We start from the raw sequence: 22,503 nt of genomic DNA, 5'->3' as shown, positions 1-22,503 counted from the left end.
TGCCGCTTCCCATGTATGATTGAACCCATTCTTTGGGTTTTTTTTGTATATAGAAAGAGAATAAACGTGGCAAAAAACATTCAAGCCATCCGCGGCATGAACGATTACCTGCCTGGCGAAACCGCCATCTGGCAGCGCATTGAAGGCACGCTGAAGCAGGTGCTCGGCAGCTACGGTTACAGCGAAATCCGTTTGCCGATTGTAGAGCAGACCCCGTTATTCAAACGCGCGATCGGTGAAGTAACCGACGTGGTTGAAAAAGAGATGTACACCTTTGAGGACCGCAACGGCGACAGCCTGACCCTGCGTCCGGAAGGTACGGCGGGCTGCGTACGCGCCGGCATCGAACATGGTCTTCTGTACAATCAGGAGCAGCGCCTTTGGTATATCGGCCCGATGTTCCGCCACGAACGTCCGCAGAAAGGTCGTTATCGCCAGTTTAACCAGCTGGGTGTGGAAGTCTTTGGCCTGCAGGGTCCGGACATCGATGCCGAACTGATTATGCTGACCGCCCGCTGGTGGCGCGCCCTCGGTATCTCTGAGCACGTTTCGCTGGAACTGAACTCAATCGGTTCTCTGGAAGCGCGCGCTAACTACCGCGATGCGCTGGTGGCTTTCCTGGAGCAGCATAAAGAGAAGCTGGACGAAGATTGCAAACGTCGCATGTACAGCAACCCGCTGCGTGTGCTGGATTCCAAAAACCCTGATGTTCAGGCACTGCTGAACGATGCCCCTGCGCTGGGTGACTACCTGGACGATGAGTCTCGCGAACACTTTACCGGCCTGTGCAAGCTGCTCGAAGCGGCGGGCATTGCCTACACCGTGAACCAGCGTCTGGTGCGCGGCCTGGACTACTACAACCGCACCGTGTTTGAGTGGGTAACCACCAGCCTCGGTTCTCAGGGCACCGTGTGTGCCGGCGGCCGTTATGACGGTCTGGTTGAGCAACTGGGTGGTCGTGCGGCGCCTGCGGTTGGCTTCGCGATGGGTCTTGAGCGACTTGTTTTGCTGGTTCAGGCAGTTAATCCGGAATTTAAAGCAGATTCCGTTGTCGATATATACCTGGTGGCTTCAGGCGCGGAAACGCAGTCTGCGGCGATGCAGCTTGCCGAACGCGTGCGCGATGTGCTGCCGGGCGTTAAGCTGATGACCAACCATGGCGGCGGCAACTTCAAAAAACAGTTTGCTCGTGCCGATAAGTGGGGCGCAAGTATTGCACTGGTGCTGGGCGAGTCCGAAGTGGCTAACGGCGAAGTGGTAGTAAAAGACCTGCGCTCTGGTGAGCAGACAACGGTAACGCAGGACGGCGTTGCGGCGCACTTGCGCACTCTATTGGGCTAAGGAGAAAGACGGCGTGGAAATGTACGAGAACGAACACGATCAGGTCGACGCGATTAAACGCTTCTTTGCTGAAAACGGCAAAGCGCTGGTTGTTGGGGTGATTTTAGGTGTGGGTGCGCTGGTGGGCTGGCGTTACTGGAACAACCATCAGGCGGATTCCGCGCGCGGCGCGTCCCTGTCCTATGAAAATACCGTTAGCGCGATTCGTGCCGACCAGCCGCAAACGCTGGCTGCGGCAGAGAAATTTGCCGCTGACAACAAAAACACCTACGGTGCACTGGCAGCGCTGGAAGTGGCTCAGCAGTACGTTGATAAAAACGAACTGGATAAAGCCGCTGCTCAGCTGTCTCAGGGCCTTGCTGCTGCCAGCGATGAAAACCTGAAAGCGGTGATCAATCTGCGCCTGGCACGTATTCAGGTTCAGCAGAAAAAAGCTGACGACGCGCTGAAAACGCTCGATACCATCAAAGGCGAAGGTTTTGCTGCCATCGTTGCCGATCTGCGCGGTGAAGCACTGCTGAGCAAAGGTGACAAAGCGGGCGCGCGTAAAGCGTGGCAAGCTGGCGTAGAGAGCAAAGCGTCACCTGCGCTGAGCGAAATGATGCAGATGAAAATAAATAATTTGTCCGTCTGAGAGGGACCCGATGCAATTGCGTAAATTACTTCTGCCAGGACTGCTTTCTGTTACGTTATTAAGTGGTTGTTCACTGTTCAGTGGCGAAGAAGACGTTGTGAAAATGTCCCCACTGCCGACGGTTGAAAACCAGTTTACCCCATCCACCGCGTGGGATGTCTCCGTGGGCAGTGGGATTGGTGATTTCTATTCCAACCTTCATCCTGCGTATGCAGACAGCGTTGTCTATGCCGCTGACCGCAAAGGTACCGTGAAAGCGGTGAACGCCGATGACGGGAAAGAGGTCTGGTCCGTTAACCTGGCGGAAAAAGACGGCTGGTTCTCCCGTAAACCTGCACTGCTGTCTGGCGGCCTGACCGTTTCCGGTGGGCATGTCTACGTGGGCAGCGAAAAAGCGCAGGTTTACGCGCTGAATGCCAGCGATGGTTCTGTTGCATGGCAAACCGCCGTAGCCGGTGAATCCTTGTCACGTCCGGTCGTGAGCGACGGGCTGGTGCTGATCCATACCAGCAACGGCCAGCTGCAGGCGCTGAACGAAGCGGACGGTCTGGTGAAATGGACCGTTAACCTGGATATGCCTGCGCTCTCACTGCGCGGTGAATCCGCACCTGCAACCGCATTTGGCGCTGCCATTGTGGGCGGTGACAACGGTCGCGTGAGCGCCGTGCTGATGCAGCAGGGCCAGATGATCTGGCAGCAGCGTATCTCGCAGGCCACTGGCTCAACGGAAATCGACCGCCTGAGCGACGTAGACACTACCCCGGTTATCGTTGACGGTGTGGTTTACGCCCTGGCCTATAACGGCAACCTGACCGCGCTGGACTTGCGCAGCGGCCAGATCATGTGGAAACGTGAGCTGGGCTCTGTGAATGATTTCATCGTTGACGGTAACCGCATCTATATGGTTGACCAGAACGATCGCCTGCTGGCGCTGAGCACCGAAGGCGGCGTGACGCTGTGGACGCAAAGCGATCTGCTGCACCGTCTGCTGACCGCGCCAGTGCTGTACAACGGTAGCCTGGTGGTTGGCGACAGCGAAGGCTATATGCACTGGGTTGATCCAGAGAATGGCCGCTTCGTGGCGCAGCAGAAAGTGGACGGTTCAGGCTTCCTGACCGACCCGGTTGTGGCTGACGGCAAACTGCTGATTCAGGCAAAAGACGGCACGCTGTACGCGATCACGCGTTAATTACCCGGCGGTTGTAGTATACTAAACGGCTCCTGTTCACTCAGGAGCCGTTTTGACATTTTTAAAAACGCCGCGAATGCGACGTTTATTTGAATTTTATGAGGCTTCAAACATGGTACCTGTGGTCGCGCTTGTCGGGCGCCCTAACGTTGGAAAATCCACTCTTTTTAACCGTTTAACACGCACCCGTGATGCGCTGGTTGCGGATTTCCCGGGGCTGACGCGTGACCGTAAGTACGGTCGTGCAGAGGTGGAAGGACGCGAGTTCATCTGTATTGATACCGGCGGTATTGATGGCACAGAAGACGGCGTTGAAACCCGCATGGCGGAACAGTCCTTGCTGGCGATTGAAGAAGCGGATGTCGTGCTGTTCATGGTAGATGCGCGCGCTGGCCTGATGCCGGCTGACTCCGCAATTGCTAAGCACCTGCGTTCTCGCGAAAAGCCAACATTCCTGGTGGCGAATAAAACTGACGGCATCGATGCCGATCAGGCTATCGCGGACTTCTGGTCTCTGGGCATGGGGGATATCCACCCGATTGCGGCATCGCATGGCCGCGGTGTGACCAGCCTGCTGGAAACCGTTCTGCTGCCGTGGGTGGACGAAGTGAACCCACCGGAAGAGGTGGACGAAGACGCCGCATACTGGGCGCAGTTCGAAGACGGTGAAGAGGGCGAAGAAGAAGAGCCTGAGGATGACTTCAACCCGCAGGATCTGCCGATCAAGCTGGCTATCGTCGGTCGTCCAAACGTAGGTAAGTCTACGCTTACTAACCGTATTCTGGGTGAAGAGCGTGTGGTGGTTTACGACATGCCGGGCACTACGCGTGACAGCATCTACATCCCGATGCAGCGCGATGAACGTGAGTATGTCCTCATCGACACCGCCGGTGTACGTAAGCGCGGAAAAATCACCGACGTGGTGGAAAAATTCTCCGTTATCAAAACCCTGCAGGCGATTGAAGATGCCAACGTGGTGCTGCTGGTCATCGACGCGCGCGAAGGTATCTCCGATCAGGATCTCTCTCTGCTCGGCTTTATCCTCAATAGTGGGCGCTCACTGGTCATCGTCGTCAACAAGTGGGATGGCCTGAGCAATGAAGTGCGCGAGCAGGTGAAAGAGACCCTGGACTTCCGTCTGGGCTTTATCGACTTTGCCCGCGTGCACTTTATCTCAGCGCTGCACGGCAGCGGCGTCGGTAACCTGTTCGAATCCGTGCGTGAAGCCTACGACAGCTCCACCCGTCGTCAGAGCACCGCCATGCTGACCCGTATCATGAATATGGCTGCAGAAGATCACCAACCGCCGCTGGTGCGCGGTCGTCGCGTGAAGCTGAAATATGCCCACGCCGGTGGCTATAACCCGCCAATCGTGGTGATTCACGGCAACCAGGTGAAAGACCTGCCGGATTCATACAAGCGCTACCTGATGAACTACTTCCGTAAATCGCTGGACGTGATGGGCACGCCTATTCGTATCCAGTTTAAGGAAGGGGAAAACCCGTTCGCCAACAAGCGCAACACCCTGACGCCGAACCAGATGCGTAAGCGTAAGCGTTTGATTAAGCACATTAAGAAAAGCAAATAATCATTGCCGATCTCACGAAGGCCCGCGTTTATCGCGGGCTTTTTTTTGGCCCAATCATACCGTCGGTTCTCTCTGTGTGAAGTCAATCACTATTCACTCCCAACCATCTTTAAATCCAGAAAAGTAGACAATCGTCGAATTTTCATCTTAAAGTCCCTGGTCCGGTACTAGACAAAACTAGCGACTGGTTATCAAATGGTTAACTAACTTTTCGCCGCATGTAAAAAATCGGTCAGATACGTAACTGGCCGGCGTACCTGCTGGTGTTTACAAGCACGACACATACCTTTCGGGAGAATTATGCAATCCTCTGTTAATCAAAAAGAGAGCCGAACCTTCTTCGGCCATCCTTATCCGCTCGGTTCGCTGTTCTTTACCGAGATGTGGGAGCGTTTCTCGTTCTACGGCATTCGCCCGCTGCTGATCCTATTTATGGCCGCCACCGTCTATGACGGCGGGATGGGCCTGGCGCGTGAAAACGCCTCGGCGATTGTCGGTATTTTTGCCGGTACCATGTACCTGGCCGCGCTGCCGGGCGGCTGGCTGGCGGATAACTGGCTCGGCCAGCAGAGAGCCGTCTGGTACGGTTCGATTCTGATCGCGCTCGGCCACCTGTCGATTGCGTTGTCGGCTATCATGGGCAACAACCTGTTCTTTATCGGCTTGATGTTCATCGTGCTCGGCTCTGGCCTGTTCAAAACCTGTATCTCGGTGATGGTCGGCACCCTGTATAAAAAAGGCGATGCGCGTCGTGACGGCGGTTTCTCGCTGTTCTACATGGGCATTAATATGGGCTCGTTCATCGCCCCGCTGATTTCCGGCTGGCTGATAAAAACCCACGGCTGGCACTGGGGCTTTGGTATTGGCGGCATCGGGATGCTGGTGGCGCTGATTATCTTCCGCGTGTTTGCGGTTCCGGCGATGAAGCGCTACGACAGCGAAGTCGGTCTGGACTCGACATGGAACAGCCCGGTGGTGAAGCGCAACGGCGTGGGCGTCTGGCTGCTGGCGCTGGCGGCAGGCGTGGCAACGCTCGTGACGCTGATCGCGCAGGGCGTGATTGTCATTAACCCGGTCGCGGTAGCCAGCGTGCTGGTCTACGTAATTGCGGCGTCCGTTGCCCTCTACTTCATTTACCTGTTCATCTTCGCGGGCCTGAACCGTAAAGAGCGCGCCAGGCTGCTGGTCTGCTTTATTCTGCTGGTCTCCGCTGCGTTCTTCTGGTCCGCGTTTGAGCAGAAGCCAACCTCGTTCAACCTGTTTGCCAACGACTACACTAACCGCATGATCGGTGATTTTGAAATTCCGGCGGTGTGGTTCCAGTCGATCAACGCCCTGTTCATCATCCTGCTGGCCCCGGTGTTCAGCTGGGCATGGCCAAAGCTCGCGAGCATGAACATTCGCCCGAGCAGCATCACCAAGTTTGTTATCGGTATTCTGTGTGCGGCAGCGGGCTTTGGCCTGATGATGCTGGCGGCACAGAACGTGCTGAGCAACGGCGGGGCGGGCGTGTCGCCGTTCTGGCTGGTGGGCAGTATCTTAATGCTGACGCTGGGTGAGCTGTGCCTGAGCCCGATCGGTCTGGCGACCATGACCCTGCTGGCGCCGGAGAGAATGCGCGGCCAGATGATGGGGCTGTGGTTCTGCGCCAGCGCGCTGGGTAACCTGGCGGCGGGCCTGATTGGCGGTCACGTGAAGGCCGACCAGCTGGATATGCTGCCGGATCTCTTCGCGCGCTGCTCCATCGCGCTGCTGATTTGTGCCGCAGTGCTGATCGTCCTCATTGTTCCGGTGCGCCGCATGCTGGAAAATGCACAAACTAAACCGGCAGCTAGCGCCTCATAAACCTCAGTGTGCCGGGGCAGGCGTTATGCCCCGGCACTGTACTTCCTGAGGTGAAACCATGCAGTTAGGATTTGTTGGTCTTGGTGCGGTAGTGGAAACAGCGTATCTGCCCGCACTACGTAATCTGTTCGATGACGCTGTTCGTTGTTTCGGCTTTGATGTTCTCCCCGCAAAGCATCCTGAAGGCGTTACGCGCTGCGCCTCGCTTGCTGCGCTTTTAGCCACCCCGCTGGATACCCTTTTTATTACCACCGCATCGCTGCACCACCTTGAGGTGCTTGAGCTGGCGATTGCCTCGCCGGTTCCGCGGATTGTGATTGAAAAACCGATTGTCGCCACGCTTCCTCAAATCGAAAAACTCAACGCGCTGCTGGCAACGCCCGGCGTGGCGTCCCGCGTGCTGGCGCTCGACCACTGGATGGCGCGCATCGAAACAGTGGAGCAGTCGCTGGTCGGCCATGTATCTGACATTGCCAGAATCGAAGGTTTTTTGCAGGAGCCGAGCGGATATAACGCCGCAGGGGAACCCATCGCGCTCAATTTCGCGACCGGAGAACCGGATACCAGAACGCTTCGCCACCCGGACGGCGTGATTCTGGATATCGGAACGCACGTGCTGGCGATGCTGCGTGAAACGCTGCGCTATCTGGGCGGTCAGGACGATATGACGCTGCAGATGGTAACGGCTAAAGACCGCCTGGGCCACGATATCGCAAAGGGTGACCTGACCACCGCAGAAGGCGAGGCGCACTTGCAGGGAACCATCAGCGGCGTGCCGGTGGATATCTGGCTTAATAAATACGCGGGACCCGCGGGCGGGCAAAAGGGCCTGCGTCTCTATTTACGCGACGGCCGCATTATCAACTACGACCGACGCGGCGCGGAAGATGTGCTGGAGCTAGTTAAAGGTAAGACTATTCAGCGCTGGCATATCCCCGGCACGATCTACGAACGCTGTCTTGCCTGTCATATTCTTGGCGCAAACAGTCTGTTTGAGCGCGATCCACAGGAGGTGAGCCGCACAACGCGCCGCAGGATCGATGAGGTGGCGCTGCTGCTGACCTTGCAGCAACAGTTGCGTGGCCCGCACTGAAGACGTGGTAAAATTATCGCAGACCTGAACGCCCTGAAGGAGACACCATGACCATTACCTGCCCGGATTGCCAGGCACAGCTTGAACCCCTGAACGGAGCGGCGCACTGCGACAGCTGTAATAAAGATATTGCGCTCGAAGCCCGCTGCCCGGAGTGCCATCAGCCACTCCAGGTCTTAAAGGCCTGCGGGGCGGTGGACTATTTCTGCCAGAACGGCCACGGCTTAATTTCTAAAAAGCGCGTGGAGTTTGTTCCGGCCGAAGATTAATCGCACACGCAGTCTTCGCCTTTTTTCCACAGCTCGACCAGCGACTCGGGCGCTTCCTGCTCGGGTACCAGCACGATGATATCGGCATAGTGCGCCTGATTTTGGCCGGTCCAGATAATCTGGATGCGGAAATAGCGCTGGTCACCGCTGCCGGGTGACGACGTCTGACCCGGCGGCTGACCGCGTGGAAAGGCCTGCTCCAGGATGCTCACCAGGCGCTGGCGCTGGGCCTCATTAAGCGAGGAGAGCGCGATGGTACGCTGGCCGCTCAGCTTAGGAATAAAAGCGACGCCGCCTTCCCGGGCCAGCTCAACCACGGCGTCATCCGTCAGTTCCGGAACCTGCATTTACAGCACTCCCACCTGTTCCCAGGCCTGTTTTATCGCCGCCCCGACGTCGCTACCGGAACGTTTCTCTCCGTGCGCTATCGTCAGTTTTGCGAAGGCATCAAAATCCGCATCTTGCGCCAGATTGCGATCGCAAACCGTGTCGTACCAGGCATAACCGGCTTTTTCCCAGGCGTAACCGCCGATCGCCGTCGCGGCCAGGTAAAACGCCCGGTTGGGGATGCCGGAGTTAAGATGGACGCCGCCGTTATCCTCGCGCGTTTTGATGAAATCTTTCATGTGCGCGGGCTGCGGGTCTTTGCCGAGCAGGGGATCGTCGTAGGCGGTGCCGGGTTCAGACATGGAGCGCAGCCCTTTGCCGTTAATGCCCGCGGCCAGCAGCCCTTCACCAATCAACCAGTCTGCTTTATCGGCGGTTTGCTTGAGATGGTACTGTTTCACCAGAGAACCAAACACGTCTGACAGGGACTCATTCAGCGCGCCTGACTGTTCGAAATAAATTAGCCCGGCTTCGGTCTCGGTGACGCCGTGGCTCAGCTCGTGTGCCACCACGTCGATGGCAATCGTAAAGCGGTTAAAGATCTCCCCGTCGCCGTCGCCAAACACCATCTGCTGACCGTTCCAGAAGGCGTTCTGATATTCCCGGCCATAGTGAACGGTGCCGGTCAAAATCAGCCCCTTATTATCGAGCGAATCACGCTGATATTCTTTCCAGAAGAAATCATGGGTGATACCCAAATAATCGTACGCCTCATCCACGGCCACATCGCCATTCGACGGCTGGCCCTCGTAACGCACCTGGGTACCCGGCAGCTCCTGGGTCTGTTTCGCATCGTAGATATCGCGCTCAAGCTGACCGGCTTTATTCACGTGCGGCGCGGCGGGTTTGCCCGGCATATGCGCCATCAGCGTCTGGACGTGGGTTAAGGTCTGACGGGCATAGCGCTGCTGCGGTTCGGAACCGCTTTCGATAATACGACGAAGAATATAAGGGGGAATAACGCTACGAAGATGGGACATGCTGCTCTCCTTATTAAAAAAGGGAATAGCAGCAGTATAGTAAGTAACCGGCGAAGAATTATCCGGTTTTGCGCTGACGCGTCTTTTTCACCGGTTTAATTGATTTCACTTCGCTTTCCACCCAGCCATCAGACAGGCGGGTGGTAAGAACGTCACCGGTGTTCACCTGTTTGGTTTGCTTCAGCACTTTGCCGTCCGCTGCTGTCGTTACGCTATAGCCGCGCGCCAGCGTGGAGAGGGGGCTGACGGCTTCCAGATGGGTCACCGCGTTGCCAAAACGCTCACGTGTGGTGCTCAGGCGCGCCCGGAGAGTCTCCGCCAGACGATATTCCAGCTGCTGAATGCGCGTTTGCGCACGATAGATTTTCGGCTGCGGATTCTGCTGGTTCAGGCGCTGGGTCACACGCTGCTGGCGCGTCACCGCGCGCTTAAGCTGATTATCAAGCGCAAAGTTCATGCGCTGACGCAGGCGTTCCAGCACGGTCTGCTGACGCGCCAGACGAAGCTGCGGGTGCTGCTGCTGAAGACGGTGATGAAGCTGGGTAAAGCGGCGGGTACGGTTGGCAAGGAAGTAGTCCATCGCCATTTCAAGACGCTGCTGGCCGTTCTGAAGCTGACGCAGCAGCTCCAGCTGGTTACGGCTCACCACTTCCGCCGCCGCGGACGGCGTAGGCGCACGCAGATCCGCAATAAAATCCGCGATTGTCACGTCCGTTTCATGCCCGACGGCGCTCACCACGGGGATCTCGCTTGCAAAGATTGCCCGCGCCACGCGCTCGTCGTTAAAGCTCCACAGGTCTTCCAGCGAGCCGCCGCCGCGCCCGACGATCAACACGTCACACTCCTTACGCGCATTTGCCAGTTCAATGGCGCGTACAATCTGGCCTGGCGCATCGTCACCCTGAACGGCGGTCGGGTAGATAATGACGGGCAGGGAAGGATCGCGACGCTTCAGTACGTGCAAAATGTCGTGCAGGGCGGCACCGGTTTTCGAGGTGATGACACCCACGCAGTGGGCAGGTGAGGGCAGCGGCTTTTTGAACTGTTGGTCGAAAAGTCCCTCTTCGGAGAGCTTCGCCTTTAACTGTTCATACTTTTGCTGCAGCAGACCTTCGCCCGCGGGCTGCATGCTTTCAACGATGATTTGATAATCGCCGCGCGGCTCATACAGGGTGATATTGGCGCGAACCAGAACCTGCTGGCCGTGCTGCGGACGGAACGGCACGCGGCGGTTGCTGTTACGGAACATCGCGCAGCGCACCTGGGCGGTATCGTCTTTTAAGGTAAAGTACCAGTGTCCGGAAGACGGCTGCGTGAAGTTTGAGATTTCACCGCTGATCCAGACCTGCCCCATTTCCTGCTCAAGCAGCAAACGCACCGTCTGATTAAGGCGGCTGACAGTATAAATTGAGGGGGATTGAGAGGATAACATGTGAGCGGGATCAAATTCTAAATCAGCAAGTTATTCAGTCGATAGTAACCTGCTGAGAGGCATTCGCAAGCATTTTTTCAAAAAAGTGTAGATGCAATCGGTTACGCTCTGTATAATGCCACGGCAATATTTAACCACCCAGGTCAGAGATATTGCCCATGCTACGTATCGCTAAAGAAGCACTGACGTTTGACGACGTCCTCCTCGTTCCCGCTCATTCCACCGTTCTGCCGAATACTGCCGACCTCAGCACGCAGTTGACGAAAACCATTCGTCTGAACATTCCTATGCTCTCCGCGGCAATGGACACCGTGACTGAAGCGCGCCTGGCTATCGCCCTGGCACAGGAAGGCGGCATTGGCTTTATCCACAAAAACATGTCTATCGAGCGTCAGGCGGAAGAAGTTCGCCGCGTGAAGAAGCATGAGTCCGGCATCGTGTCCGACCCTCAGACCGTTCTGCCAACCACTACCCTGCACGAAGTGAAAGCCCTGACCGAACGTAACGGCTTTGCCGGCTACCCGGTAGTGACCGAAGACAATGAACTGGTGGGCATCATCACCGGTCGTGACGTGCGCTTTGTGACTGACCTGAACCAGCCTGTCAGCGTCTACATGACGCCAAAAGAGCGTCTGGTGACCGTCCGCGAAGGCGAAACTCGCGACGTGGTGCTGGCGAAAATGCACGAAAAACGCGTTGAGAAAGCGCTGGTTGTGGATGCGAACTTCCACCTGCGCGGCATGATCACCGTTAAAGATTTCCAGAAAGCAGAGCGTAAACCGAACGCCTGTAAAGACGAGCATGGCCGTCTGCGCGTCGGCGCTGCCGTAGGCGCGGGTGCAGGTAACGAAGAGCGCGTTGACGCGCTGGTGGCGGCGGGCGTTGATGTCCTGCTGATTGACTCCTCTCACGGCCACTCCGAAGGCGTGCTGCAGCGTATTCGCGACACCCGTGCAAAATACCCTGACCTGCAGATCATTGGCGGCAACGTGGCGACGGGCGCAGGCGCTCGCGCGCTGGCTGACGCCGGCTGCAGCGCGGTGAAAGTGGGTATCGGCCCTGGCTCCATCTGTACCACCCGTATCGTGACCGGCGTGGGCGTTCCACAGATCACCGCGGTTTCTGACGCGGTTGAAGCGCTGGAAGGCACCGGTATTCCGGTTATCGCTGACGGCGGTATCCGCTTCTCTGGCGACATTGCTAAAGCCATCGCCGCGGGCGCTGCTGCCGTAATGGTTGGCTCCATGCTCGCTGGTACCGAAGAATCCCCGGGCGAAATCGAACTCTACCAGGGCCGTTCTTACAAATCTTACCGTGGAATGGGCTCCCTGGGCGCGATGTCCAAAGGTTCCTCTGACCGTTACTTCCAGACCGATAACGCTGCTGACAAACTGGTACCGGAAGGTATCGAAGGCCGCGTGGCCTATAAAGGCCGTCTGAAAGAGATCATTCACCAGCAGATGGGCGGCCTGCGTTCCTGTATGGGTCTGACCGGCTGTGGTACCATTGACCTGCTGCGTACCAAAGCGGAATTCGTACGCATCAGCGGTGCGGGTATCCAGGAGAGCCACGTTCACGACGTGACGATCACCAAAGAGTCCCCGAACTACCGTCTGGGCTCCTGATAAGTTTCCGCGCCCGGCTTCTGCCGGGCGCTTTGTTTTGTTTCACTTGCCTCGGAATTAGCGTCAATGACGGAAAACATTCATAAACATCGCATTCTCATCCTGGACTTCGGTTCTCAGTACACTCAGTTGGTCGCGCGCCGCGTGCGTGAACTGGGCGTTTACTGTGAGCTGTGGGCGTGGGATGTCACGGAAGCACAGATTCGCGAATTCAATCCAAGCGGCATCATCCTGTCCGGCGGCCCGGAAAGCACCACCGAAGAGAACAGCCCGCGCGCGCCGCAGTACGTGTTCGAAGCGGGCGTGCCGGTATTCGGCGTCTGCTACGGCATGCAGACCATGGCGATGCAGCTGGGCGGTCACGTAGAAGGCTCTAACGAGCGTGAGTTTGGCTACGCGCAGGTTGAAGTTGTCACCGACAGCGCGCTGGTGCGCGGTATCGAAGACTCCCTGACCGCAGACGGCAAGCCGCTGCTGGACGTGTGGATGAGCCATGGCGACAAGGTTACCGCCATCCCATCCGACTTCGTGACCGTAGCCAGCACCGAAAGCTGCCCGTTCGCCATCATGGCGAACGAAGAAAAACGCTTCTACGGCGTGCAGTTCCACCCGGAAGTGACCCACACCCGTCAGGGTATGCGCATGCTGGAGCGCTTCGTGCGTGACATCTGCCAGTGTGAAGCCCTGTGGACCCCGGCAAAAATCATCGATGACGCCGTTGAGCGTATCCGCCAGCAGGTTGGCGATGACAAAGTGATCCTCGGCCTCTCCGGCGGCGTGGACTCCTCCGTCACCGCGATGCTGCTGCACCGTGCCATCGGCAAAAACCTGACCTGCGTCTTCGTGGACAACGGTCTGCTGCGTCTGAACGAAGCGAAGCAGGTCATGGACATGTTCGGCGACCACTTCGGTCTGAACATCGTTCACGTGGAAGGCGAGCAGCGCTTCCTGGACGCGCTGAAAGGCGAGAACGATCCGGAAGCGAAACGTAAAATCATCGGTCGCGTCTTCGTGGAAGTATTCGACGAAGAAGCGCTGAAGCTGGAAGACGTGAAGTGGCTGGCGCAGGGTACCATCTACCCGGACGTGATCGAGTCTGCGGCCTCCGCAACCGGTAAAGCGCACGTCATCAAATCTCACCACAACGTGGGCGGCCTGCCGAAAGAGATGAAGATGGGCCTGGTTGAACCGCTGCGCGAGCTGTTCAAAGACGAAGTGCGTAAGATCGGTCTGGAACTGGGTCTGCCGTACGACATGCTCTACCGTCACCCGTTCCCGGGGCCGGGTCTGGGCGTGCGCGTGCTGGGCGAAGTGAAGAAAGAGTACTGCGACCTGCTGCGTCGCGCGGACGCGATCTTCATCGAAGAACTGCACAAAGCTGACCTGTACAACAAGGTAAGCCAGGCGTTCACCGTGTTCCTGCCGGTTCGCTCCGTCGGCGTCATGGGCGATGGCCGTAAGTACGACTGGGTTGTTTCCCTGCGTGCGGTGGAAACCATCGACTTCATGACCGCACACTGGGCGCACCTGCCGTATGACTTCTTAGGCCGCGTGTCTAACCGCATCATCAACGAAGTGAACGGTATTTCCCGCGTGGTGTATGACATCAGCGGTAAGCCACCGGCTACGATTGAGTGGGAATGATTTCCCTCTGAATTAACACCCAAACCCTCTGCCTGCGCAGGGGGTTTTTTATTGCCTTATTTCCCTTCGCCCAACCGATACGCCAGCGCCACCACCAGCGACTGCACCAGGCACAGCGTTGCCGACTGAGACCGGAACGCATCCACCTGCGCCTCCTTCACCACAAAGCAGAGATCGCTGAACGTTGCCAGCGGGCTTATCTGGCTGTCCGTAATCACGATCTGCCGGGCGCCGACGCTGGCGGCGGTTTCGCTGACCATCACCGTCTCTTCCGCGTATGGCGAGAAGCTGATCGACACCACGATGTCGCGCGCCTTAATGCGGCTGATTTGCTCGCGCAGCATCCCGCCCATGCCGTCGAGCAGGATAGGGCGGCACTCCAGGTGGCTCAGGGCGTAGGTGAGGTAGGCCGCGACGCTAAACGAGCGGCGCAGTCCGGCGATGTAGATAGTGTCGGCGTCGGCCAGCAGCTGTACCGCGCGCTCCAACATTTCCGGCTCGGCGCGGGCGGCCAGCTGCTGTAGCGCCTGCGCGTTCGAGCGGGCGAACTCCTGCAGAATATCGAGCGGCGTTTCCGGCACGGCCTCGCTCTCCATTTCGCGGAACAGCCGCGCGCGGTCGCTGTAGCTGGCCGTCTCCTCCACCAGGTTCATGCGAAACAGCTGTTTCATTTCGTTGAAGCCGGTGAAGTCAAAGGCGTTAGCAAAGCGGATCAGCGTCGAAGGCGGCACGTCGGCGCGCTCGGCAATGACGGCAACCGTATCAAAGGCCACGCTGTTGGTGTTATCCAGCACGTAGCGGGAGACCTGCTGCAGCCTCTTGCTCAGGCTATCGTAGCGATCGCGGATTTGCTGCTGCAGTTCGTTCAGGCTGGTTGCTGTCGTCATGTTATCCCCCAAATACAGTCTGATGATTCTAAACGCAAAACCGCGTCTTTTAAATGTCGGCCATCCATCTGGCAGCAAAAATGAAACAGAAGCTTCAGTCATTTCCTCGCCCGAAATCCCTTAATAGCGCACGCAGCGTCAGTGTTGCTGGCTGTAAACATAAAAATCCATCCTTGATCACAATAATCATCATTTATTTTATTTCAACTTAAAATGGAATATTTGTTTCATATATAGTGTCCTGTACACAGCGTTCAGGTAACAGTCACGTATCAACAGCGAGAGGTTAAGGATGGAGACGGTAGCGAATTTTATTCACGGCGAATGTGTCACCGGTTCAGGCCAGCGCGTTCAGGCGATCTTCAACCCGGCCACCGGCGAGCAGATCCGCCAGGTGGTGATGAGTACGGCGCAGGAAACGGAGCAGGCGATTGCCGCCGCGCAGCAGGCGTTTCCCGCGTGGGCGCGCCAGGCTCCGCTTAAGCGCGCGCGCGTGATGTTCCGCTTCAAGGCGCTGCTGGAAGAGAACATGACGCGCCTGGCCCGCATCATCAGCGAAGAGCACGGCAAGGTTTTCTCCGACGCGGTGGGCGAACTGACCCGCGGCCTGGAAGTGGTGGAATTTGCCTGCGGTATCCCGCATCTGCAAAAGGGTGAACACTCTGCGAACGTCGGTACCGGCGTCGACAGCCACTCGCTGATGCAGCCGCTCGGCGTCTGCGCCGGGATCACGCCGTTTAACTTCCCGGCGATGGTGCCGATGTGGATGTTCCCCATTGCGCTGGCGACCGGGAATACCTTCGTGCTGAAGCCGTCGGAAAAAGACCCTTCTCTCGCGCTCGCGCTGGCACAGCTGCTAAAAGAGGCAGGCCTGCCGGACGGCGTCTTCAACGTGGTGCAGGGGGATAAAGAGTCCGTTGACGTGCTCCTGACCGACCCGCGCGTGCAGGCGGTGAGCTTTGTCGGCTCCACGCCGATTGCCGAATACATTTACCAGACCGCCTCCTCCCACGGTAAGCGCTGTCAGGCGCTGGGCGGCGCGAAAAACCACTGCATTTTAATGCCGGATGCCGACATGGAGATGGCGACCAACGCCATCATGGGCGCGGCCTACGGCGCGGCGGGGGAACGCTGCATGGCGCTTTCAGTGGTGCTGGCGGTGGGGGATAAAACCGCCGATGACCTCTGCACCCGGCTGGAAAAACAGATTGAAGCGCTACGCGTCGGGCCGGGGCTGGACCAGACGCCGGAAAACGAAATGGGGCCGCTTATCTCCTCCGCGCACCGCAGCAAGGTGCTGGGCTATATCGACAGCGGGGAAGCGCAGGGGGCGAAACTGCGCGTGGACGGGCGCGGCTTCAGCGTGAAGGGCCACGAGCAGGGCTACTTCGTCGGGCCGACGCTGTTCGATAGCGTCACACCCGAGATGACCATCTATAAAGAAGAGATTTTTGGCCCGGTGCTTTCTGTGGTGCGCGTAGCAGATTACGCCAGCGCGGTGGACCTCATTAACCGCCATGAATATGGTAATGGCTCGGCGATCTTCACCCGTGACGGCGGCTGCGCGCGCCGCTTCTGCGAAGAGGTGCAGGCGGGCATGGTGGGGGTCAACGTGCCGATCCCGGTGCCGATGGCGTTCCACAGTTTCGGTGGCTGGAAGCGTTCCATCTTTGGCGCGCTCAACGTGCACGGCAACGACGGCGTGCGTTTCTACACCCGAATGAAAACCATCACCGCGCGCTGGCCGGAAATGCAGCAGGAGACAGGCGCTGCCTTCTCCATGCCGACGCTGGGCTGACAGGAGGTATTATGCAAACCGAACGTATGACCATGGCCCAGGCGCTGGTCCGGTTCCTGAATCAACAGTATGTCAGCGTTGACGGCAACGAAACGCCCTTTGTGGAGGGCGTGGCGACGATCTTTGGGCACGGCAACGTGCTGGGTATTGGCCAGGCGCTGGAGCAGGATCCCGGTCATCTGAAAATCATGCAGGGGTGCAACGAGCAGGGCATTGCCCACATGGCGACGGGATTCGCCAAACAGCACCGCCGCCAGCGCATTTTTGCCGTCACCTCCTCAGTCGGGCCGGGCGCCGCCAATATGGTCACGGCAGCGGCCACCGCCACGGCGAACCGCATCCCGCTTTTACTGCTGCCGGGTGATATCTACGCCAGCCGCCAGCCGGACCCGGTGCTGCAGCAGATCGAGCAGTATCACGATCTCAGCATCAGCACCAACGACTGCTTCCGTCCGGTTTCCCGCTACTGGGACCGCATCAACCGCCCCGAGCAGCTCATGAGCGCCATGCTAAGCGCGATGCGAACGCTTACTGACCCCGCAGATACCGGAGCGGTGACCCTCTGTCTGCCGCAGGACGTGCAAGGGGAAGCGTGGGACTACCCGCTAAGCTTCTTCGCGCGTCGGGTGCACCACATCGAACGCCGTCCGCCCGATCCGCAGCGACTGGCGCAGGCGCGGGCGCTGATCGCCCGCAAGCGCCGTCCGCTGGTGGTGTGCGGCGGCGGCGTGCGTTACTCCGGCGCGCATGAGGCGTTTCGCGAATTTGTCGAGACGCTGCAGCTGCCGTTTGCCGAAACGCAGGCCGGGAAGGGGGCGCTGGTAAGTGACCACCCACTTAACCTCGGCGGCGTAGGAGTGACGGGCGGAATGGCCGCCAACCAGCTCGCGCCACAGGCTGACTTAGTGATTGGCGTCGGCACGCGCCTGACCGACTTTACCACCGGCTCCAAGGCGCTCTTTTCCCACCCGGACGTCGAATTCCTGCTGCTGAACGTGGCCGAGTTTGACGCCCTGAAGCTGGACGCCACCGCGCTGATTGCCGATGCCCAAACCGGGCTCCAGGCCTTAACCCACGCGCTCGGCGATTACCGCAGCGGCTGGGGAGAGGCGATCGCCCAGGCGAAATCCGCGTGGCGCGATGAGTGCCGCCGCTTGTGGGATCGCCAGTGGCATCCGGACGACGCGCCCGAAGTGGCGGGGCATCTGGACGCGCAGCTGACGGAATACGGCGAGACGCTCAACACCCGCCTGACCCAGACGCGGGTGCTGGGGCTGATCAATCAGCATGTGGAAGATAACGCCATCGTGGTGGGCGCGGCCGGTTCGCTGCCGGGAGATTTACAGCGCCTCTGGCAGGTCAAAACGCCGGACAGCTATCACCTGGAGTACGGCTACTCCTGCATGGGCTACGAGATTGCGGCGGCCATCGGCGCGAAGCTCGCCCGCCCCGGGCAGCCGGTTTACGCCATGGTGGGGGATGGCTCCTACATGATGCTGCACTCCGAGCTGCAAACCGCCGTGCAGGAGGGCATTAAGGTCACCGTTCTGCTGTTTGATAACGCCAGCTTCGGCTGCATTAACAACCTGCAGATGGGGCACGGGATGGGCAGCTTCGGCACGGAAAACCGCCATCGCAGCCCGGAAACCGGGCGGCTTGACGGGCAGCTGGTGAAAGTCGATTTTGCGCAAAACGCGGAAAGCTACGGCTGTCGCGCGTGGCGGGTGAACGACGAGCAGAGCCTGCTGGCGGCGCTTGAGGCGTCACGCGCCCATCCGGGCCCGACGCTGCTGGACATCAAGGTATTGCCGAAGACCATGACCCATGACTACGCCTCGTGGTGGCGAACCGGTGACGCGCAGGTGGCAGAGTCGTCTGCCGTGCGTGAGGCCGCGGAGCAAACGCAGGCGCAGGTGAAAAAAGCCCGTCAGTATTGAGTTTTCCTGTCTTAACGAAATTTTCATTTCATTTTCCCCTCACCCTAACCCTCTCCCAAAAGTGGAGAGGGGATGGGGTGGTGCACTCTTTTCTCCCTCGCTCCTTTGGGGAGAGGGCCGGGGTGAGGGGTGAGCAGTACCTTCTTTCATGTTGTGAGATTGATAACAAAAATTATCTCATACATCTCAAAAGTGTTAACCCGCACTCAAAAACATAATTTTCACTATTTATAAAAATGAAATAAATGTTTTATTTATAGGGTCGTTAGTTCACAGCATTCATCAACACCGGGAGCCGTTATGTTTAACATTGCTTTACTGGGCGCTGGCCGAATTGGCCAGGTACATGCAGCTAACATCGCCAGCCACGGCGCGACCACGCTCTGGTCCGTGGTTGACCCGAATCAGGAATTTGCCACCCGTCTCGCCGCACAGTATCAGGCCCGCCAGCAGAGCGTGAGTGAGGCGATGACCGACCCTAACGTTCACGCCGTGCTGATCGCCTCCGCCACCGACACCCACGCGGATCTGATTGAAATGGCCGCCCGCCACGGCAAGGCTATCTTCTGCGAAAAGCCGGTACACCTCGACCTCGCCCGCGTGCGCGACTGCCTGAAAGTGGTTAAAGAGTACGACGTGCCGCTGTTCATCGGCTTTAACCGCCGCTTTGACCCGCAGTTCCGCCGCGTGAAAACCGATGCCCAGGCCGGGCGCATCGGCAAGCCGGAATCGTTGCTGATCATCTCCCGCGACCCGTCTCCGCCGCCCGCGGAGTACGTGCGCGTCTCCGGCGGCATGTTCCGCGATATGACCATTCACGACTTCGACATGGCCCGTTTCATCATGGGCGAAGAGCCGGTGTCGGTGTATGCCCAGGGCAGTAACCTGGTGGACCCGGCGATTGGCGAGGCGGGGGATATCGATACCGCGTTTATCGTTCTGAAATATGCCTCCGGCGCGATGGCGACCATCGTCAATAGCCGCCGCTCCTCTTACGGCTACGACCAGCGCCTGGAGCTGCACGGCTCCGAAGGGCTGCTGTGCGCCGGCAATATTCTGGAAAACCAGGTGCAGCACTACGGCAAACAGGGCTGCACCAGCGCGCTGCCGGAACACTTCTTCCTGCAGCGCTACAAATCCGCTTACGCCGCGGAATGGGAACACTTTGTTGCGGTCCTGCGCGGCGAAGCGGTGCCTGACTGCAGCGGCGATGATGGTGAACGTGCGCTGTACCTCGCGGATAAAGCGCTGGAGTCGCTGCGTAGCCAGCGCGAGATCGTCCTCTAAACACAACAACCCTACACAGAGAGACATAATAATGAAAAAACTGATCTTAGCCGCCCTCATCGCCATGACGTCCGGGGCCGCCCTCGCCGAAAACGAGCAGATTGTTTTCAGTACGCCAAACCTGGCCATGCCGTTTGAGGTTCACATGCAGCGTACGGCGGTGAAAGCCGCGAAAGAGATGGGCGTGAAGCTTCAGGTACTGGACGGGCAGGGCAGTTCACCCAAGCAGGTGGCTGACCTGGAAAACGCAATCACCCGCGGGGCGCAGGGCTTTATCGTCTCCCCGAACGACGTGAACGCGGTCTCCAGCGCGGTGGATGAAATTCAGGATGCAAAGCTGCCGGTGGTCACCCTTGACCGCTCCGTCGACAGCCAGAAGAAAGTGCCCCACTTTGGCGCCAACAACTACAAAGGCGGCCAGGCGATTGGCGACTTCGTCAAAACCAAATTCCCCGACGGGGCAGAGATCATCCTGCTCACCGGCCAGCCGGGTTCCTCTTCCAATATTGAACGCACCAAAGGGATCCGCGACAGCCTGAAGGCGGGCGGGGATAAGTACAAGATCGTCGCCGATCAGACCGGCAACTGGATGCGTTCCGAAGGGATGCGCATCGTCGAAAGCGTGCTGCCTTCGCTACCGAAACGCCCGCAGGTGATCCTCTCCGCCAACGACGATATGGCGCTGGGTGCGATTGAAGCCCTGCAGAGCCAGGGCGTGAAGCCGGGTGAAATCCTCGTGACCGGCTTTGATGCGGTGCCGGAAGCGCTGGCCCGCGTGCGCGACGGCTGGCTGGCGGTAACGGCGGATCAGCGTCCGGGCTTTGCGGTGCAGACGGCGATGAGCCAGCTGGTGGCCAACGTGCGCGAGAAGAAAGCCATCACCGGGGCCGACTACCCGCCAACGCTTATCACCAAAGAGAACCTGCAGCAGGCTGAGCGTATCGGTGAGGCCGGTAACTGATATGTCCCGAGCCGCCTCTGGCGGCTCAACATGAGGAGGAGCAGACCGATGTCGCAACCCTTACTGAAAGTGACCGACCTGGCAAAAAGCTTTTCCGGCGTCTGGGCGCTAAGCAGCGCCCAGCTGACCGTCGGCGCGGGGGAGATCCACGCCCTGCTGGGGGAAAACGGAGCGGGAAAATCCACGCTGCTGAAGGCGCTTGCGGGCGCGCAGCCGCAAACCCGCGGGGATATCTGGTTCAACGGCGAAATGCTGCCGGTGGACGACTCCCCGGTGGAACGGCAGAACAAGGGCATTATCACCATCTATCAGGAATTCAACCTGCTGCCCAACATGACCGTCGCGGAAAACATGTTTCTCGGGCGCGAGCCGCGTAAACGGAACCTGATCGTCGACGAAAGGGCGGTAAATCAGGAGGCGCAGGTCATTCTCGATTACCTGCAGCTAAACGTTGCGCCGACCACGCCTGTCGCCCGTCTGAGCGTCGCCCAGCAGCAGATGGTGGAGATAGCCAGGGCGCTGACCCTCAACGCTCGCCTGATCATCATGGACGAACCTTCCGCCGCGCTGAGCGACAGCGAGGTGGAAAGCCTGCACCGCGTGGTGCGGGAGCTTAAAAACCGCGGCGTGAGCATTATTTACGTTACCCACCGCCTGCACGAAGTTTTTCAGCTCTGCGATCGCTTCACCGTATTTCAGGACGGCCGCTTCACCGGCACCGGCGCGGTGGCGGAGACCAACGTCGAACAGCTGATCCGCCTGATGGTCGGGCGCGACGTGGCCTTTAACCGTCGCCCCGCCAGCGAAACCCATCATCAAGACAAACCCGTCCGCCTGGCGGTGAAGGGGCTGAGCCGCGAAAAGCCGCCGCTGGATCCGCACGGCATCGCCCTGCACGACATCAGCTTCCACGTCCATGCCGGGGAGGTCTTAGGGATTGCCGGGCTGGTGGGCGCGGGACGCACCGAGGTGGCCCGCTGCCTGTTTGGCGCAGACGCCTTTACCTCCGGGAGCTTTGAGCTGGACGGCGTGCCGTACCAGCCGCGCGACCCGCTGTATGCCCTCGACCAGGGCGTGGCGCTGGTGCCCGAAGACCGTAAAAAAGAGGGGGCGGTGCTGGGACTGTCGATTCGCGACAACCTGTCGCTCTCGTGCCTCTCCTCGCTGCTGCAGTGGCGCTGGTTTGTGAACACCCGTAAAGAGGACGATCTGATTGAGTCCTACCGGCAGGCCCTGCAGATCAAAATGGTCAACAGCGCGCAGGAGGTGCGCAAGCTCTCCGGCGGTAACCAGCAGAAGGTGATCCTCGCGCGCTGCATGGCGCTCAACCCGCGGGTGCTGATCGTCGATGAGCCGACGCGCGGCATCGACGTGGGGACCAAATCGGAAGTGCACCAGGTGCTGTTTGACATGGCGAAAAAGGGCGTGGCGGTGATCGTGATCTCCTCCGATCTGCCTGAAGTGATGGCGGTGTCTGACCGGATCATCACCCTCAGCGAAGGCCGGGTGACCGGCGAGATCCACGGTGACGACGCTAACGAAGAACGGCTGATGACGATGATGGCCATCAACCACAACGCCCTGAACGCGGCATAACGGAGTTTCT

The 22,503-nt window shown here is 58.7% G+C and carries 18 protein-coding genes; 14 read left to right on the top strand and 4 right to left on the bottom strand.

Annotation, left to right across the window (positions count from 1 at the left end):
• The first annotated feature begins 66 nt into the window (after nucleotides 1–66).
• From hisS to DG357_RS16860, 7 genes are all read left to right on the top strand, one after another.
• On the top strand, nucleotides 67–1,341 hold the full coding sequence (gene hisS / locus DG357_RS16890) for a histidine--tRNA ligase (protein WP_088204551.1): 1,275 nt from the start codon (nucleotides 67–69) through the stop codon (nucleotides 1,339–1,341).
• A 13-nt stretch (nucleotides 1,342–1,354) separates the two neighbouring features.
• Entirely contained in the window at nucleotides 1,355–1,975 is a 621-nt protein-coding gene (locus DG357_RS16885) for a YfgM family protein (protein ID WP_028014059.1), read from the top strand.
• A gap of 10 nt (nucleotides 1,976–1,985) precedes the next feature.
• Complete coding sequence (gene bamB, locus DG357_RS16880; protein WP_028014058.1) at nucleotides 1,986–3,164, top strand: outer membrane protein assembly factor BamB; 1,179 nt, start codon at nucleotides 1,986–1,988, stop codon at nucleotides 3,162–3,164.
• A gap of 112 nt (nucleotides 3,165–3,276) precedes the next feature.
• Entirely contained in the window at nucleotides 3,277–4,752 is a 1,476-nt protein-coding gene (gene der, locus DG357_RS16875) for a ribosome biogenesis GTPase Der (protein WP_028014057.1), read from the top strand.
• A 300-nt stretch (nucleotides 4,753–5,052) separates the two neighbouring features.
• The gene (locus DG357_RS16870) at nucleotides 5,053–6,597 is read left to right on the top strand and encodes a peptide MFS transporter (RefSeq protein WP_041908728.1); all 1,545 of its coding nucleotides are present in this window, start codon (nucleotides 5,053–5,055) and stop codon (nucleotides 6,595–6,597) included.
• A gap of 58 nt (nucleotides 6,598–6,655) precedes the next feature.
• Nucleotides 6,656–7,690, top strand: a complete 1,035-nt coding sequence (locus DG357_RS16865) for a Gfo/Idh/MocA family oxidoreductase (protein ID WP_088204552.1) — start codon at nucleotides 6,656–6,658, stop codon at nucleotides 7,688–7,690.
• A gap of 47 nt (nucleotides 7,691–7,737) precedes the next feature.
• Nucleotides 7,738–7,959: a zinc ribbon domain-containing protein gene (locus tag DG357_RS16860; protein WP_028014054.1), complete on the top strand. Its 222-nt coding sequence runs from the start codon at nucleotides 7,738–7,740 to the stop codon at nucleotides 7,957–7,959.
• On the opposite strand, the gene DG357_RS16855 is transcribed toward DG357_RS16860, so the two are convergent.
• The 3 genes from DG357_RS16855 to xseA are packed head-to-tail and all read right to left on the bottom strand — an operon-like array spanning nucleotide 7,956 to nucleotide 10,758.
• A complete protein-coding gene (locus tag DG357_RS16855) occupies nucleotides 7,956–8,306 on the bottom strand; it encodes a protealysin inhibitor emfourin (protein ID WP_028014053.1) in 351 nt (116 codons plus the stop codon). The genes DG357_RS16860 and DG357_RS16855 overlap by 4 nt on opposite strands.
• Entirely contained in the window at nucleotides 8,307–9,326 is a 1,020-nt protein-coding gene (locus DG357_RS16850) for a M4 family metallopeptidase (RefSeq protein WP_028014052.1), read from the bottom strand.
• Between the two features lie 58 nt (nucleotides 9,327–9,384).
• Nucleotides 9,385–10,758, bottom strand: coding sequence for an exodeoxyribonuclease VII large subunit (gene xseA, locus DG357_RS16845; protein WP_088204553.1), 1,374 nt, complete (start codon nucleotides 10,756–10,758; stop codon nucleotides 9,385–9,387).
• 158 nt (nucleotides 10,759–10,916) lie between these two features.
• Here xseA and guaB point away from each other — a divergent pair, with 158 nt between their 5' ends.
• Together guaB and guaA are read left to right on the top strand one after the other, a co-directional pair.
• On the top strand, nucleotides 10,917–12,383 hold the full coding sequence (gene guaB, locus DG357_RS16840; RefSeq protein ID WP_014884799.1) for an IMP dehydrogenase: 1,467 nt from the start codon (nucleotides 10,917–10,919) through the stop codon (nucleotides 12,381–12,383).
• 66 nt (nucleotides 12,384–12,449) lie between these two features.
• Entirely contained in the window at nucleotides 12,450–14,027 is a 1,578-nt protein-coding gene (gene guaA / locus DG357_RS16835; protein WP_003860599.1) for a glutamine-hydrolyzing GMP synthase, read from the top strand.
• A gap of 56 nt (nucleotides 14,028–14,083) precedes the next feature.
• Here the strand turns inward: guaA and DG357_RS16830 are convergent, their stop codons facing one another.
• Nucleotides 14,084–14,914 carry a MurR/RpiR family transcriptional regulator gene (locus DG357_RS16830; RefSeq protein ID WP_008502123.1) on the bottom strand — a complete coding sequence of 277 codons (831 nt, stop codon included), beginning with the start codon at nucleotides 14,912–14,914 and terminating at the stop codon, nucleotides 14,084–14,086.
• Nucleotides 14,915–15,206: 292 nt separating this feature from the next.
• On the opposite strand from DG357_RS16830, the gene DG357_RS16825 reads away from it, so the two are divergent.
• The 5 genes from DG357_RS16825 (at nucleotide 15,207) to DG357_RS16805 (ending at nucleotide 22,493) form a co-directional block, all read left to right on the top strand.
• Complete coding sequence (locus DG357_RS16825) at nucleotides 15,207–16,712, top strand: CoA-acylating methylmalonate-semialdehyde dehydrogenase (protein WP_088204554.1); 1,506 nt, start codon at nucleotides 15,207–15,209, stop codon at nucleotides 16,710–16,712.
• A gap of 11 nt (nucleotides 16,713–16,723) precedes the next feature.
• On the top strand, nucleotides 16,724–18,649 hold the full coding sequence (gene iolD, locus DG357_RS16820; RefSeq protein WP_088204555.1) for a 3D-(3,5/4)-trihydroxycyclohexane-1,2-dione acylhydrolase (decyclizing): 1,926 nt from the start codon (nucleotides 16,724–16,726) through the stop codon (nucleotides 18,647–18,649).
• Nucleotides 18,650–18,949: 300 nt separating this feature from the next.
• Entirely contained in the window at nucleotides 18,950–19,936 is a 987-nt protein-coding gene (iolG, locus tag DG357_RS16815; protein ID WP_088204556.1) for an inositol 2-dehydrogenase, read from the top strand.
• A gap of 31 nt (nucleotides 19,937–19,967) precedes the next feature.
• On the top strand, nucleotides 19,968–20,897 hold the full coding sequence (locus DG357_RS16810) for a sugar ABC transporter substrate-binding protein (protein WP_041908742.1): 930 nt from the start codon (nucleotides 19,968–19,970) through the stop codon (nucleotides 20,895–20,897).
• Nucleotides 20,898–20,945: 48 nt separating this feature from the next.
• A complete protein-coding gene (locus tag DG357_RS16805) occupies nucleotides 20,946–22,493 on the top strand; it encodes a sugar ABC transporter ATP-binding protein (RefSeq protein ID WP_028014046.1) in 1,548 nt (515 codons plus the stop codon).
• Nucleotides 22,494–22,503: the final 10 nt, after the last annotated feature.

It is taken from the genome of Enterobacter bugandensis (assembly GCF_900324475.1).
Lineage (GTDB): Bacteria > Pseudomonadota > Gammaproteobacteria > Enterobacterales > Enterobacteriaceae > Enterobacter > Enterobacter bugandensis.
This window is presented reverse-complemented; position numbering and strand designations above follow the sequence as displayed.

What these genes read in the sequence shown, in the direction of transcription:
- bamB (WP_028014058.1), top strand. Translation starts at nt 1,986, where the DNA reads ATGCAATTGCGTAAATTACTTCTGCCAGGACTGCTTTCTGTTACGTTA.
- der (WP_028014057.1), top strand. Translation starts at nt 3,277, where the DNA reads ATGGTACCTGTGGTCGCGCTTGTCGGGCGCCCTAACGTTGGAAAATCC.
- DG357_RS16870 (WP_041908728.1), top strand. Translation starts at nt 5,053, where the DNA reads ATGCAATCCTCTGTTAATCAAAAAGAGAGCCGAACCTTCTTCGGCCAT.
- DG357_RS16865 (WP_088204552.1), top strand. Translation starts at nt 6,656, where the DNA reads ATGCAGTTAGGATTTGTTGGTCTTGGTGCGGTAGTGGAAACAGCGTAT.
- DG357_RS16860 (WP_028014054.1), top strand. Translation starts at nt 7,738, where the DNA reads ATGACCATTACCTGCCCGGATTGCCAGGCACAGCTTGAACCCCTGAAC.
- DG357_RS16855 (WP_028014053.1), bottom strand. Translation starts at nt 8,306, where the DNA reads ATGCAGGTTCCGGAACTGACGGATGACGCCGTGGTTGAGCTGGCCCGG.
- DG357_RS16850 (WP_028014052.1), bottom strand. Translation starts at nt 9,326, where the DNA reads ATGTCCCATCTTCGTAGCGTTATTCCCCCTTATATTCTTCGTCGTATT.
- xseA (WP_088204553.1), bottom strand. Translation starts at nt 10,758, where the DNA reads ATGTTATCCTCTCAATCCCCCTCAATTTATACTGTCAGCCGCCTTAAT.
- guaB (WP_014884799.1), top strand. Translation starts at nt 10,917, where the DNA reads ATGCTACGTATCGCTAAAGAAGCACTGACGTTTGACGACGTCCTCCTC.
- guaA (WP_003860599.1), top strand. Translation starts at nt 12,450, where the DNA reads ATGACGGAAAACATTCATAAACATCGCATTCTCATCCTGGACTTCGGT.
- DG357_RS16830 (WP_008502123.1), bottom strand. Translation starts at nt 14,914, where the DNA reads ATGACGACAGCAACCAGCCTGAACGAACTGCAGCAGCAAATCCGCGAT.
- DG357_RS16825 (WP_088204554.1), top strand. Translation starts at nt 15,207, where the DNA reads ATGGAGACGGTAGCGAATTTTATTCACGGCGAATGTGTCACCGGTTCA.
- iolD (WP_088204555.1), top strand. Translation starts at nt 16,724, where the DNA reads ATGCAAACCGAACGTATGACCATGGCCCAGGCGCTGGTCCGGTTCCTG.
- iolG (WP_088204556.1), top strand. Translation starts at nt 18,950, where the DNA reads ATGTTTAACATTGCTTTACTGGGCGCTGGCCGAATTGGCCAGGTACAT.
- DG357_RS16810 (WP_041908742.1), top strand. Translation starts at nt 19,968, where the DNA reads ATGAAAAAACTGATCTTAGCCGCCCTCATCGCCATGACGTCCGGGGCC.
- DG357_RS16805 (WP_028014046.1), top strand. Translation starts at nt 20,946, where the DNA reads ATGTCGCAACCCTTACTGAAAGTGACCGACCTGGCAAAAAGCTTTTCC.